13 protein-coding genes are annotated in these 12,150 nt (G+C 69.0%); 10 read left to right on the top strand and 3 right to left on the bottom strand.

Translation table 11 applies throughout. From position 1 onward, the window contains the following. A partial coding sequence (locus tag FV220_RS21470) for an urease accessory protein UreD (protein WP_246689510.1) occupies nucleotides 1-810 on the top strand: 810 nt, incomplete at its 5' end. 475 nt (nucleotides 811-1,285) lie between these two features. Here the strand turns inward: FV220_RS21470 and aqpZ are convergent. Beyond that, the gene (gene aqpZ / locus FV220_RS21460; protein WP_147833150.1) at nucleotides 1,286-2,026 is read right to left on the bottom strand and encodes an aquaporin Z; all 741 of its coding nucleotides are present in this window, start codon (nucleotides 2,024-2,026) and stop codon (nucleotides 1,286-1,288) included. 259 nt (nucleotides 2,027-2,285) lie between these two features. Here aqpZ and FV220_RS21455 point away from each other — a divergent pair, with 259 nt between their 5' ends. From FV220_RS21455 to FV220_RS21435, 4 genes are all read left to right on the top strand, one after another. Then, nucleotides 2,286-2,570, top strand: a complete 285-nt coding sequence (locus tag FV220_RS21455) for an acyl carrier protein (protein WP_056141503.1) — start codon at nucleotides 2,286-2,288, stop codon at nucleotides 2,568-2,570. A 54-nt stretch (nucleotides 2,571-2,624) separates the two neighbouring features. Then, on the top strand, nucleotides 2,625-4,115 hold the full coding sequence (locus tag FV220_RS21450) for an AMP-binding protein (protein WP_147833149.1): 1,491 nt from the start codon (nucleotides 2,625-2,627) through the stop codon (nucleotides 4,113-4,115). Beyond that, a complete protein-coding gene (locus tag FV220_RS21445) occupies nucleotides 4,108-5,409 on the top strand; it encodes a type III PLP-dependent enzyme (RefSeq protein WP_147833148.1) in 1,302 nt (433 codons plus the stop codon). The genes FV220_RS21450 and FV220_RS21445 overlap by 8 nt, the downstream gene beginning before the upstream one ends. A gap of 332 nt (nucleotides 5,410-5,741) precedes the next feature. Continuing rightward, the gene (locus FV220_RS21435) at nucleotides 5,742-6,461 is read left to right on the top strand and encodes a hypothetical protein (RefSeq protein WP_187273488.1); all 720 of its coding nucleotides are present in this window, start codon (nucleotides 5,742-5,744) and stop codon (nucleotides 6,459-6,461) included. A 116-nt stretch (nucleotides 6,462-6,577) separates the two neighbouring features. Here FV220_RS21435 and mntR read toward each other — a convergent pair whose 3' ends face one another. Both mntR and FV220_RS21425 read right to left on the bottom strand, forming a co-directional pair. Then, the gene (gene mntR / locus FV220_RS21430; RefSeq protein ID WP_238254080.1) at nucleotides 6,578-7,009 is read right to left on the bottom strand and encodes a manganese-binding transcriptional regulator MntR; all 432 of its coding nucleotides are present in this window, start codon (nucleotides 7,007-7,009) and stop codon (nucleotides 6,578-6,580) included. A gap of 85 nt (nucleotides 7,010-7,094) precedes the next feature. After that, nucleotides 7,095-8,030, bottom strand: a complete 936-nt coding sequence (locus FV220_RS21425; RefSeq protein WP_187273487.1) for a LysR substrate-binding domain-containing protein — start codon at nucleotides 8,028-8,030, stop codon at nucleotides 7,095-7,097. Between the two features lie 99 nt (nucleotides 8,031-8,129). Here FV220_RS21425 and FV220_RS21420 point away from each other — a divergent pair, with 99 nt between their 5' ends. The 5 genes from FV220_RS21420 to FV220_RS21400 form a co-directional block, all read left to right on the top strand. Continuing rightward, nucleotides 8,130-8,441, top strand: a complete 312-nt coding sequence (locus FV220_RS21420; protein WP_026175812.1) for a septum formation initiator family protein — start codon at nucleotides 8,130-8,132, stop codon at nucleotides 8,439-8,441. Nucleotides 8,442-8,575: 134 nt separating this feature from the next. Then, nucleotides 8,576-9,661 (top strand): pyruvate dehydrogenase (acetyl-transferring) E1 component subunit alpha, encoded by a 1,086-nt coding sequence (pdhA, locus tag FV220_RS21415; RefSeq protein WP_147833145.1) that lies wholly within the window; start codon nucleotides 8,576-8,578, stop codon nucleotides 9,659-9,661. A gap of 136 nt (nucleotides 9,662-9,797) precedes the next feature. After that, on the top strand, nucleotides 9,798-11,243 hold the full coding sequence (locus FV220_RS21410) for a pyruvate dehydrogenase complex E1 component subunit beta (protein WP_018043097.1): 1,446 nt from the start codon (nucleotides 9,798-9,800) through the stop codon (nucleotides 11,241-11,243). 142 nt (nucleotides 11,244-11,385) lie between these two features. After that, nucleotides 11,386-11,676, top strand: a complete 291-nt coding sequence (locus FV220_RS21405) for a DUF5076 domain-containing protein (RefSeq protein ID WP_018043098.1) — start codon at nucleotides 11,386-11,388, stop codon at nucleotides 11,674-11,676. A gap of 43 nt (nucleotides 11,677-11,719) precedes the next feature. Next, nucleotides 11,720-12,150 (top strand): biotin/lipoyl-containing protein (locus tag FV220_RS21400; protein WP_147833144.1); only part of this gene is annotated, 431 nt, incomplete at its 3' end.

Below are 12,150 nucleotides of genomic sequence, written 5' to 3'. Positions count from 1 at the left end.
GCGCGGCAGCGTTCCGACGGGCGCGTCCGCGTGCGCGTCGTCCGCCACGGGATCGGCACGCATGTGGCCGACCTCTCCGAGGCCGGGCCGCTTCGCCTGCGGCTTCCGCGCCACGCCGCGGGGGCCTGCGAGGCGGTCCTCTTGAACACGGCGGGCGGCATCGCCTGCGGCGACGGGTTCCGGGTCGAGGCGGAGATCGGCCCGGGCGCCCATCTCGTCCTCACCACCACCGCCGCCGAGAAGATCTACAAATCCGATGGACCGTCGAGCCATGTGGGCACGCGGGCGGTGCTCGCCGAGGGGGCACGCCTCGACTGGCTGCCGCAGGAGACCATCCTGTTCGACCGGGCGCGGCTGGAGCGGCGGTTCGAGGCCGATCTCGCCCCGGATGCGCGCCTGCTCGCTTTCGAGGCCGTCGTCTTCGGGCGCACCGCCCGGCACGAGCGCCTGGATTCCGGCCTGTTCCGGGATGCGTGGTGCATCCGCCGGGGCGGGCGTCTGGCCTATGCCGAATCCCTCGCCTTCGACGGTCCGATCACGGCCCTGCTGGAGCGGACCGCCCTCGGCGGCGGCGCCCGGGCCATGGCGACACTCCTCGACGTCTCGCCCGATGCCGAGGCGCGGCTGGAGGCGTTCCGCAGCCACGTGGACGCGCTCGCGTCACCGGGGGTCGACGTCGCCGCCAGTGCCTGGAACGGGCACCTCGTTGCCCGATTCCTGAGCGCCGCCCCCGACGCCCTGCGAGCGACGGCCGCGCGCCTCCTCGTGGCTTACCGGGGCACGCCGATGCCGCGGGTCTGGCAGAGTTGAAGGGGAGGGAGCTTCCCGTTCGCGCTCCGGGTTCTGGAGGCCTCCTTCGAGGCCCGCTGGCGCGGGCACCTCAGGATGAGGTGGATGGGTGGGAAGAGGGAAGTGTCGGCCCCGGTCAACCCCTTCTCATCCCACCAGAATCCTCATCCTGAGGCGCCGGAGCGAAGCGGAGGCCTCGAAGGAGGGCTCCAGCTGGCAATCCGGGTTCTGGAGGCCTCCTTCGAGGCCCGCTGGCGCGGGCACCTCAGGATGAGCTGGATGGGTGGGAAGAGGGAAGTGTCGGCCCCGGTCAACCCCTTCTCATCCCACCAGAATCCTCATCCTGAGGCGCCGGAGCGAAGCGGAGGCCTCGAAGGAGGGCTCCAGCTGGCAATCCGGGTCATGGAGGCCGCTTCACGGCGCCCCGGGATGAGATCGTCGGGTGGGAGAGGGCGGACCTCGGCCCCGACGGCCCAACCGCTCGGCCGGTCGAACCTCACGCCGCCGACCGCTTTTCCACGATCGTGGTCTCGATCAGCGTGTCCGGCTCGTAGAGCCAGCGCGCCATGGCGCCCGCCGTGACCGCACCGAGGATCGGCGCCAGCCAGAACAGCCAGAGCTGCCCCATGGCCTCCGCGCCCGCGAACAGGGCCGGGCCGCTGCTGCGCGCCGGGTTGACGGAGGTGTTGGTGATCGGAATCGAGATCAGGTGGATCAGGACCAGGGCGAAGCCGATGGGAATGCCGGCGAACCCGGTGGCCGCGCCCTTCGAGGTCGTTCCGATGATGATGAACAGGAAGAAGAAGGTCGCGAGGGCCTCCACCAGGAAGCAGGAGAGCAATCCGTACTTGCCCGGGCTGAGGTCGCCGTAGCCGTTCGAGGCGAAACCGCCCGGCACCCATCCGGCCTTGCCGGAGGCGACGAGGTAGAGCACGCCCGCGCCGAACACCGCTCCGACGACCTGCGCCACGATGTAGGGGACCACGTGATGGTCGGCGCAGCGTCCGGCCGACCACAGGCCGAGGGTGACGGCCGGGTTGAAATGGCCACCCGAGATATGCCCCACCGCATAGGCCATGGTCAGCACCGTGAGCCCGAAGGCGAGGGCCACGCCGAGAAAGCCGATGCCGAGGGCGGGGTAGGATGCGGAGACGATGGCCGCGCCGCAGCCTCCGAAGGTCAGCCAGAACGTCCCGAAAAACTCGGCCGTCGATCGCCGGATCGTGTCATGTGTCATGGCAGCCCCGCTCGAATGCAGGAGGAATTCTCATGTATTCACACCACGAGAATCGGCTTTATCCTTGGTCTTGACGCGCAAAACCTAGATTTCGCCACGCCCCCTGGCAATCGCTCATTGGGCGTATCCGATCGGACCGGCCGATGGGCGACGCCGTTATTGTGCAGGTTGCTTACCGCCCGAAGGCCGCTTCGGGGAGGGGCTCATGGACTTGCCCGGCCGACATCGCTATGGGCGGCGACGGCCGACGGGACGGCCGATGGGGGACCGGAACGTGGTCGAGACACATGCCGCCGCGCGCGAGGCGATCCTCGCCTTCATCGCCGGTCGCAATCCCGGCCTCGCGCCGGGTGCGGTGACCGGATCGACCTCCCTCGTCACCAGCGATGCCCTCGATTCCATCGGCGTGCTCGACCTGATGATGGAGCTCGGCGACCGGTTCGGCTTCGAAATCGAGGAGGACGCCTTCGCGCTCGCGCATTTCGAGAGCGTCGACGCCCTGGCCGCCTTCGTCGAGGCCAAGCGGGTCGGGGCGCAACCCTGAGCGGGTCCGAGGACGCAAAACCGGTGACCCCTTTTGCCGAACCCGCTTAGCCCCATGCCGGCGCCCGCCCTGCTACCCGATCTCCTCGACGGTCCGGCCTGCGCGTCCGAGCGGATCGCCCTGGTCTCCGGCGACGAACGGCTGAGCTATGGCGGGTTGCGGGCCGAGGTCGAGCGGCTGGCTCGGAGGCTGCGCGAGGACGGCGCCGAACCCGGCGACCGGATCGCCATCCTGCTTCCGAAATCCATCTCCGAATGCGTGGCGATCTTCGCCGTCGGCCGGGTCGGGGCGGTCGTCGTGCCGATCCATCCGAGCCTGCGCCCGCGTCAGGTCCGGCATATCCTCGCCGATTGCGGGGCGCGGTTCCTCGTCACCGACGCCACCCTCTACCCTCCCCCCGCAGAGGGGGGAGGGCTCGCACACCCGCTGATCGTCAGGCTCGCCCCCGACACCGTCACCGCTCCGCCGCCCGGCCTCGCGGCGATCCTCTACACGTCCGGCTCCACCGGGCTGCCGAAGGGCGTGATGCTGAGCCACGCCAATCTCCTGGCCGGCACGCGGATCGTGCGCAGCTATCTCGCGATCGCGCCCGAGGACCGCATCCTGTCGGTCCTGCCGTTCTCGTTCGATTACGGCCTCAACCAGCTCCTCACGAGCGTCGAGCAGGGCGCCTGCCTCGTCCTCCTCGAGTTCCGCTTCGGCGACGAGGTGGTGCGTGCCGTCGAACATCACCGGATCACGGTTCTGGCCGGTGTCCCGACCCTCTGGACCCTGCTGACCCGCGCGGCGCCGAGGCTCGGCAAGGCGGATCTGTCGTGTTTGCGCATCCTCACCAATTCGGGCGGCGCGGTGCCGCAGGATACCGTGGCGCGCCTGCGCAGGGCGCTCCCGCACACCGATATCGTGCTGATGTACGGCCTCACCGAGGCTTTCCGCTCCACCTACCTGCCTCCGGGCGAGATCGACGCACGGCCGGGCTCCATGGGCCGCGCCATCCCCGAGACCGAGATTTTCGCCGTGGATGCCGACGGGCGGCGGACCCGGCCCGGCGAGCCCGGCATCCTCCACCATCGCGGCCCCACCGTGTCCCTCGGCTACTGGAACCGGCCGGAGGATACGGCCCGCGTCCTGGTGCCGGACCCGCGCTGCCCGCAGGACGGCACCCGCGTCTGCCGCTCCGGCGACCTCGTGGTGGAGGACGAAGACGGCTATTTCCGCTTCCTCGGCCGCGAGGACGCGATGATCAAGAGCGCCGGCTTCCGCGTGAGCCCCACCGAGGTGGAGGAGGCGCTGATGGAGACCGGCGCGTTCCGGGCGGTGGCGGTGATCGGTCTGGCCGATCCCGGCCTCGGGCAGCGCATCCACGCCGTCGCCGTGCCGGCCGGGAGCGGCCCCGCTCCGGACGAGGTGCTGCAGGCCGTGCGGCGGACGCTGCCTCCGCACATGGTTCCGCGCGCCGTCGAGACCGTCCCGGCCCTGCCCACGACGCCCAACGGCAAGGTCGATTACAAGCGCCTCGTGGCGGAACGGACGAGCTATGTCTGACCCGATCGGCGACAGCCTCGCGGACCGCCTCGTCGCCGCCAACTTTTCGCGACGCGACGGCGTGCTCCATGTGGGCGGCCTCGATCTTCGCGGCCTCGCCGAGACCCACGGCACGCCGTTCTTCGTCTACGACGCCGCCCTCTTGCGCCGCGCCTATCGCGACCTCGCGGGGGCGGTCGCCGGCTTCGCGGTGGTGGATTACTCGGTGAAGGCCAACCCGGCCCCCGCGATCATCCGCGTCTTCCGTGACGAGGGGGCGGGGGCCGAGATCGCATCGGCTGCGGAATTCGCCGCGTCCTGGGCGGCCGGTGTCGATCCGCGCCACATCCTGTTCGCCGGGCCGGGCAAGAGCGACGCCGACATCGAGGCGACGGTCGCCGGCGGGATCGGCGAGATCCATCTGGAGAACGGGGAGGAGATGAGGCGCGTGGCCGAGGCCGCGGAGCGCCACGGCACCGTCCAGCGGGTGGCGATCCGGATCAATCCGGGGCCCGACGCGCAGGGCGGGGCCATGCGGATGGGCGGCAAGCCCTCGCCCTTCGGCTTCGACGAGGAGGAGCTCGAGGCCGTCGTCGATGCGGTGGAGGCCGAACCGCGCCTGCATCTCTCCGGCATCCACCTCTTTGCCGGGACGCAGGGGCTCGTCGCCGCGACCCTCCTGTCGCAATGGGCCTACGGTCTCTCCCTGGCGGAGCGGGTGGCCGACCGGATCGCCCGCCCGCTGGAGACGATCGACCTCGGCGGCGGCCTCGGCATTCCCTATTTCTCCACCGACGCCGCCCTCGACCTCGACGCCATCCGCGACGGAATGCCGGCGCTCATCGCCCGTGTGACGTCGGATCCCCGCCTCAGGGAGGCGCGGATCGTGCTCGAACCCGGACGGTTCCTCGCCGGGCCGGCGGGCCTCTATGTGGCGCGGGTGAGGGCGGTGAAGGTCTCGCGGGGCAGCCGCTTCGTCATCACCGATGGCGGCATGCACCACCATCTCGCGGCGTCCGGCAATCTCGGTCAGGTGGTCAAACGCGATTACCCCGTGACGAGCCTGGTGGACCGGGGCGGCCCGCGCTCGCCCTGCGCCGTGGTCGGCCCGCTCTGCACGCCTCTCGACATGTTGGCCCGCACCACGCCGCTGCCGGACCTCGCGGCGGGCGACCTCGTGGCCGTCCTGCAATCGGGCGCCTACGGGCTGACGGCGAGCCCCACCGGCTTTCTCAGCCATCCGCGACCGGCGGAACTCCTTGTGGACGAGGGCAGGGCGCGCGAATGCGGCGCGGCGCGGCGGCCGGCGGACTGACGACGCGGCAAGCCTTCATGGGACAGCCGGCTCCTGACGAGCCACGGCATCGCCCAAAATCCATTTTGAATTGTATCTCCAGTGGCTTACCTCATCCTGAGGTGGTCGGGTGGGAGAAGGCGAACTTCGGCCTCGTCAAGCCATTCTCATCCCGGCAGAATCCTCATCCTGAGGCGCCGCAGCGAAGCGGAGGCCTCGAAGGAGGGGGCCAGTTCGCGCGCCGGGTTCTGGAGGCCTCCTTCGAGGCCCGCTGACGCGGGCGCCTCAGGATGAGGTGGTCTGATTGGATGATCCACGTGGGCATCGGCATCCGTTGAGGAATCGATTCGAACATGACCGAAGCAGGCTGGCATCGGCATGCCGATCCGCCGAGAGCCACCGAGTTTCGCAACGGAACGGAAACCCTCGCCGCGTTAGAATCCGCGGCGTTCGGACGCGATGCGGGAGGTGACCGATTGAGACGGGGTCTCGCCGTCAGGCAGAAATCGACCAAGCTCGAGTTTCTCAAGCACATCGTGGCCAGCACGCAGATGGGCCCGGAGGTCTTCTCGACCGTCATGACGAGCGACGACTATGCGCGCGACCACGTCCAGATGATCTGCGAATCGCTTCAGCTCGGCCTGACCCGCCTGTATCGGGACCGGGACGGATACGGCTACGAGGTGCGCATCACCCGCGCCGGCAAGCTTCTGGCGTTCGGCGAGATCGAGGCGGCGGCGGCCGTGCTCGATTCCGGCAGGGGGATCACGCGTCTCGCCGGTGACCCGCCGGAGGGCGCCCTCGGCACGCTCCTGGCTCCCGGCAGCAAGGGCATATCCCTCTACGGCATCGCCGCCCGGCAACACGCCCCCGAGATGATCCGCGGCGTCGCCACCGGCCACCTCTCCGTCGCGGATGGCGTCATCCAGGCATCCCCGCTCCTTACGAGGTCGACCGGATTGGGCGGATGGGGGGACATCGGCGGGCTCGCCCGTCCCTCGCGCGAACGCGAGACGACCTTGTCGCTGCCGTCGAGCCGTTCGACGCGGCATGTCTCGGCGCGAAAACCCTGAGCGGGTTTCGCGGAAGTGGTCCGCGGTTCTGCGATAGAAACCTGCGACACATCGAGGAGCCAAGCCGCCTGAAGCGTTGGCGTGCCAACGCGCACCTGCTCAGGGCCTCGTTCCGCTCAGCCCTTGCGCTCCGTGAAGTCGCGAAACGCCTCGAGGGTCTCGGCGCTGACGTGATGCTCGATCCCCTCCGCGTCGCGCCGCGCGGTCTCGGCGCTGACGCCAAGGGCGCAGAGGAAGTGCTCGACGATGCGATGGCGCTCGCGGCTCTGGGCCGCGAGCATGCGCCCGCTCTCGGTGAGGAACACGCCGCGATAGGGCCGCTGCTGCACGAGGCCGTCCTCGGCGAGGCGCTTGAGCATCTTGGCGACGGTGGGCTGGGCGACGCCCAGGCGCGCGGCGATATCCACCTGCCGCGCCTCGCCGCCATCGCCGATCAGATCGGCGATCAGCTCCACATAATCTTCCACGAGTTCGAGGCGGCGCGCCTCGCGGGCCTGCCGGAAGCTCTCCACATGGACGTCCGGATCGACCAGAGGGGCGTCGGGCATGGATCGCGACGAATCCTGCATGATGCCGGGCACCCCTTGCTTCATCGGTGTCACGGACACGGACCATTCCGTTCCCGAGCCGTGTTTAGCCAAGGCCGGCCCCCGAGGGGAGCCCTAAACCGGGCCGTGATGCGCCCACGCGTAGGTGAGCGACGAATTCCCGGGCGAAAACCGGCAGCGCTTCGAGGGATCGCAGGCAGATGGTGAGGTCGCGCGCGGCCCAGGGGTCGAGGAGCGGCACGATATCGAGGCCCATGGAGCGCGCGGCGCGCCGGGCTGTGGTTTCGGGGACGATTCCGAGCCCGACGCCGCATTCCACCAGCCGGCACACCGCATCGAAGCCGCGCAGCTGGACCCGCAGCCGCATGAGCGGTCGCCCGGTGCGCATGGCCTTGTCGGCGAGGAAGCGGGTGATGGCGCTGGCCCGATCGAGGCCGACGAGGTCGTAATCCAGCACATCGGCGAACAGAACGCCGTCCCGCTCCCCCAGCGGATGGCCGGAGGGCATCACCGCCACGAACCTGTCCTGGCGGAACGGGTGGGTCTCCAGGGTGCCGGTATCCACCGTGCCGGAGACGATGCCGAGATCGGCGGCTCCCTCCGCCACGAGACCGACGATCTCGTCCGAGGTCCGCTCGACGATATCGACGCTCACGCCGGTATGAAGGGCGAGATAGGCGCTCAGGGCCTCCGGCAGGAATTCGGTGAGCGCGTGGGTGTTCGACAGCACCTTGATCTGGCCGATCGCGCCGCCCGCATAGGCGGCGAGATCCCCCTGCATCCGGTCGACGCCCTCCAGCAGGGAACGGGCATGGGCGAGGAGCGCCCGCCCGGCCGGCGTCAGGACGACGCCCTGGCGGCTCCGGCCGAGGAGGGCCGCCCCGAGGGAGACCTCCATCGCCCGGATCCGGCTCGACGCGGCCGCGAGCGCGAGGTTGGCGCGGGCCGCCCCATGCGTGATCGACCCCGCCTCGGCCACGTGGCGGAACAGGCCGAGATCGACGAGGTCGAACCGCATCATCGGGCGGGCATGGGGCAGGTGGGCATGGGGCAGGTGGGCATGGGGAAAGAGACCGGCATCGGCAACACATCCTTAACCCTGTGGCGCGATGGTTCGAACATGGTTGTCCGTCGCCGCGTCCGTTCCGTCCTCATGCCGCTCGGCCTCTACGCCGTGTCCGCGCTCGTGGTCGGCTATTTCGTGCATCAGGCGGAGAGCGGCAACCGCGGCCTGGAGGCCAAGCGCGCTCTGAAAATTCAGGCCTACGGTCTGAAGCAGGAACTGAACGCCGCCAAGGCCGACCGGGCGATCTGGGAGCACCGGGTGGCGCTCCTGCGCAGCGAGCAGATCGACCGGGATCTCCTGGAGGAACGCGCCCGCATCGTCCTCGGCCGGGTCCACGCGAACGATGTCGTCATCATCAATCCCTGATCGTACCCCGATCGCGTTTTTCCCGTCGCATTCTGCCTGACAACTCGGCCGATCTGTCGACGGGACGGCCTCGCTTTCCGCAAAACCCTGTCCTAGAAACGGTTCCAGAAAAGCCGTTCACGGGAGGAAAGCCGATGGATGCCGCCAACGAAGCGGGTCAGGCGAAAGCCGATTCGGCCAAGGGTTCGGCTCAGTTGGGGACGGGGGGCGGAGACGCCCAGACGCATGCTCCCGCACCGAACACGCCCCAGTTCACCCGGGAGGAAGACCTCCACGCCTATCACGAGATGCTGCTGATCCGGCGTTTCGAGGAGAAAGCCGGCCAACTCTACGGCATGGGCCTCATCGGCGGGTTCTGCCACCTCTATATCGGCCAGGAAGCGGTCGTCATCGGCATGCAGATGGCCTCGGTCGAGGGCGACCAGACCATCACCGGATACCGCGACCACGGCCACATGCTCGCCTGCGGCATGGACCCGAAGGGCGTGATGGCCGAACTGACCGGCCGGCGCGGCGGGTATTCCCGCGGCAAGGGCGGCTCGATGCACATGTTCTCCAAGGAGAAGCAATTCTTCGGCGGCCACGGCATCGTCGGCGCACAGGTCTCGCTTGGAACCGGCCTCGGTTTCGCGGACGCCTACAAGAAGAACGGCAAGGTCAGCCTGACCTATATGGGTGACGGCGCGGCCAATCAGGGCCAGGTCTACGAGAGCTTCAACATGGCTCAGCTGTGGAAGCTGCCCGTGGTCTACGTGATCGAGAACAACCGCTATGCCATGGGCACGTCGGTGGCACGCGCCTCGGCGCAGACCGACTTCTCCAAGCGGGGCATCTCGTTCGGCATCCCCGGCGAGCAGGTGGACGGCATGGACGTCCGCACCGTCCGCGAGGCGGCGAGCCGCGCGGTGGAGCATGCCCGCTCCGGCCAGGGCCCCTACATCCTCGAGATGCAGACCTACCGCTATCGCGGCCACTCGATGTCCGATCCGGCGAAATACCGGACCAAGGACGAAGTCTCCAAGATGCGCGACGAGCACGACCCGATCGAGATGGTGCGCAAGCGCCTGATCGAGATGCACGGGGTGCCGGAAGCCGACCTCAAGGCCACGGACGCCAAGGTCCGCGAGACCGTCAACGACGCGGCCGAGTTCGCCACGCACGATCCCGAGCCGGATCCGTCCGAGCTCTGGACCGACATCCTGCTGGAAGCCCGCGCTTAAGGCCGACCTCGCGACGCTCCCCCCACCCGGGACATCTCCCGTGCCATTACGGCACGGGGAGAGCCGCAGCGAGGGACCGAGAAGCCGCCGCTTCCTCTCCAGAAGGCCGCCCGCCAACCTACGGATCGAAAACCTCATGGCGACCGACATCCTCATGCCCGCGCTGTCTCCGACGATGGAGGAAGGCAAGCTCGCCAAGTGGCTCAAGAAGGAGGGCGACGCGGTCAAATCCGGCGATGTCCTCGCCGAGATCGAGACCGACAAGGCGACGATGGAAGTCGAGGCCATCGACGAGGGCATCCTCGCCAAGATCCTCATCGAGGAAGGCACCGAGGGCGTGAAGGTGAACACGCCGATCGCCATCATCGCCGGTGAGGGCGAGGACGTGGCCGCGGCGGCGGCGGGCGGCGGTTCGAAGCCCGAGGCTTCGGCCCCGGCGCAATCGGCCCCCACGCCGACGATGCAGGCCGAAGGCCAGGCCTCGGCACCGGCCGCCACGGCGAAATCCGGCGACGACAAGGCGAACGCCCCCGCCGCGCCGGCCGTCATCACCAACAAGGCGCCCGCGCCGGTGATGGAAGAGTTCCCCGCCGGCACCGAGATGGTGACCATGACCGTGCGCGAGTCGCTCCGCGACGCCATGGCCGAGGAGATGCGCCGCGAGGATTCGGTCTTCGTGATGGGCGAGGAAGTCGCCGAGTACCAGGGCGCCTACAAGGTGACCCAGGGCCTGCTGCAGGAATTCGGCGCCCGCCGCGTGGTCGACACGCCGATCACCGAGCATGGCTTCGCCGGCATCGCGGCCGGCGCCGCCTTCACCGGCCTGCGCCCCATCGTCGAGTTCATGACCTTCAACTTCGCCATGCAGGCGATCGACCACATCATCAACTCGGCGGCCAAGACCCTCTACATGTCCGGCGGCCAGCTCGGCTGTCCCATCGTGTTCCGCGGCCCCAACGGTGCCGCCGCCCGTGTCGGCGCCCAGCACAGCCACGATTACTCGGCCTGGTACTCCAACGTCCCCGGCCTCAAGGTCATCGCGCCCTACACGGCCTCCGACGCCAAGGGCCTGCTCAAGGCCGCGATCCGCGATCCGAACCCGGTGATCTTCCTCGAGAACGAAATCCTCTACGGCCAGAGCTTCCCGGTGCCGAAGCTCGACGATTTCGTGCTCCCCATCGGCAAGGCGCGCATCCACCGCACCGGCAAGGACGTGACCATCGTCTCCTTCTCCATCGGCATGACCTACGCGCTGAAGGCGGCGCAGGCTTTGGCCGAAGAGGGAATCGACGCGGAGGTCATCGACCTGCGCACGCTCCGCCCGATGGATACCGACACGATCGTGGAATCGGTGAAGAAGACCGGCCGCTGCGTCACCGTCGAGGAGGGCTTCCCGCAATCGGGCATCGGCGCGGAGATCATCGCCCGCCTCATGGCCGACGCCTTCGATTTCCTCGACGCCCCCGTCCTGCGGGTCACCGGCAAAGACGTGCCGATGCCCTACGCCGCCAACCTCGAAAAGCTCGCCTTGCCCAACGTCGCCGAGGTGATCCAGGCGGTGAAGGCGGTTTGCTATCGCTGAGCCTACCACGCCAACTTCCCTCCCCCTTGTGGGGAGGGATCGCGGGTGGGGGTGCTTCCGCCAGCCTCCGCACGTCGAGGGTCGCCCAACCACCCCCACCTCCAACTCCTCCCCACAAGGGGGAGGAGAGTAGAGCAGCACCATGACCGACAAGTTCCAGGAACTCTCCGCTCCCCCCGACGCCCTGAACAATGGCGGCATCGAGGTCGTGCGTGCCAGCGTGGTGGACGGCGCGGTGAGCGTGGCCCTGCGCCGCTCCTTCGACGATCCCTATACCTGGGGCCGCCTTCTCATCGACCTCGCCCGTCAGGCCGCCCGGGTCTACGCGCTGGAGACAGAGATGTCGGAGGAAGAGGCGTTCGAGCGTATCCGCGCCGGTCTCGATTCCGAGAGCTTCGACCCCGACCTGCCGCCCGGCGGCACCCTGAACTGAACGCCCCGCCACGCCCATCCGCTGACGATCAGGATTCACACCGATGCCCATCAACGTCCTGATGCCCGCCCTGTCGCCGACGATGGAGAAGGGCAACCTCGCCAAGTGGCTCAAGAAGGAGGGCGACGCGGTCAAATCCGGCGACGTCCTCGCCGAGATCGAGACCGACAAGGCCACGATGGAGGTCGAGGCCATCGACGAGGGCATTCTGGCCAAGATCGTCGTGGCCGAGGGCACCGCCGACGTGCCGGTGAACGATCTCATCGCCATCATCGCCTCCGAGGGCGAAGACCCGAAGACCGTCGGGACCGCGGGCGATGGCGGCGCAAAAGCGGAGGCTCCCGAGGCCGATGCGCCCAAAAGCGACACGCCCGCACTGAACACCACCCCCGGCGACGGCCACAAATCCTACGCGCGGGTCGACGCGGCGCCGGACGGCGCCAAGCCGGATGCCGCGCCGCAGGCCGGGCAGGG

Source organism: Methylobacterium sp. WL19, from assembly GCF_008040005.1.
Lineage (GTDB): Bacteria > Pseudomonadota > Alphaproteobacteria > Rhizobiales > Beijerinckiaceae > Methylobacterium > Methylobacterium bullatum.
This window is presented reverse-complemented; position numbering and strand designations above follow the sequence as displayed.

Coding starts and splice junctions, on each gene's coding strand:
- FV220_RS21450 (WP_147833149.1), top strand. CDS start 2,625: ATGCCGGCGCCCGCCCTGCTACCCGATCTCCTCGACGGTCCGGCCTGC.
- FV220_RS21445 (WP_147833148.1), top strand. CDS start 4,108: ATGTCTGACCCGATCGGCGACAGCCTCGCGGACCGCCTCGTCGCCGCC.
- FV220_RS21435 (WP_187273488.1), top strand. CDS start 5,742: ATGACCGAAGCAGGCTGGCATCGGCATGCCGATCCGCCGAGAGCCACC.
- mntR (WP_238254080.1), bottom strand. CDS start 7,009: ATGCCCGACGCCCCTCTGGTCGATCCGGACGTCCATGTGGAGAGCTTC.
- pdhA (WP_147833145.1), top strand. CDS start 8,576: ATGGATGCCGCCAACGAAGCGGGTCAGGCGAAAGCCGATTCGGCCAAG.
- FV220_RS21420 (WP_026175812.1), top strand. CDS start 8,130: ATGGTTGTCCGTCGCCGCGTCCGTTCCGTCCTCATGCCGCTCGGCCTC.
- FV220_RS21455 (WP_056141503.1), top strand. CDS start 2,286: ATGGGGGACCGGAACGTGGTCGAGACACATGCCGCCGCGCGCGAGGCG.
- FV220_RS21425 (WP_187273487.1), bottom strand. CDS start 8,030: ATGATGCGGTTCGACCTCGTCGATCTCGGCCTGTTCCGCCACGTGGCC.
- aqpZ (WP_147833150.1), bottom strand. CDS start 2,026: ATGACACATGACACGATCCGGCGATCGACGGCCGAGTTTTTCGGGACG.
- FV220_RS21410 (WP_018043097.1), top strand. CDS start 9,798: ATGGCGACCGACATCCTCATGCCCGCGCTGTCTCCGACGATGGAGGAA.
- FV220_RS21405 (WP_018043098.1), top strand. CDS start 11,386: ATGACCGACAAGTTCCAGGAACTCTCCGCTCCCCCCGACGCCCTGAAC.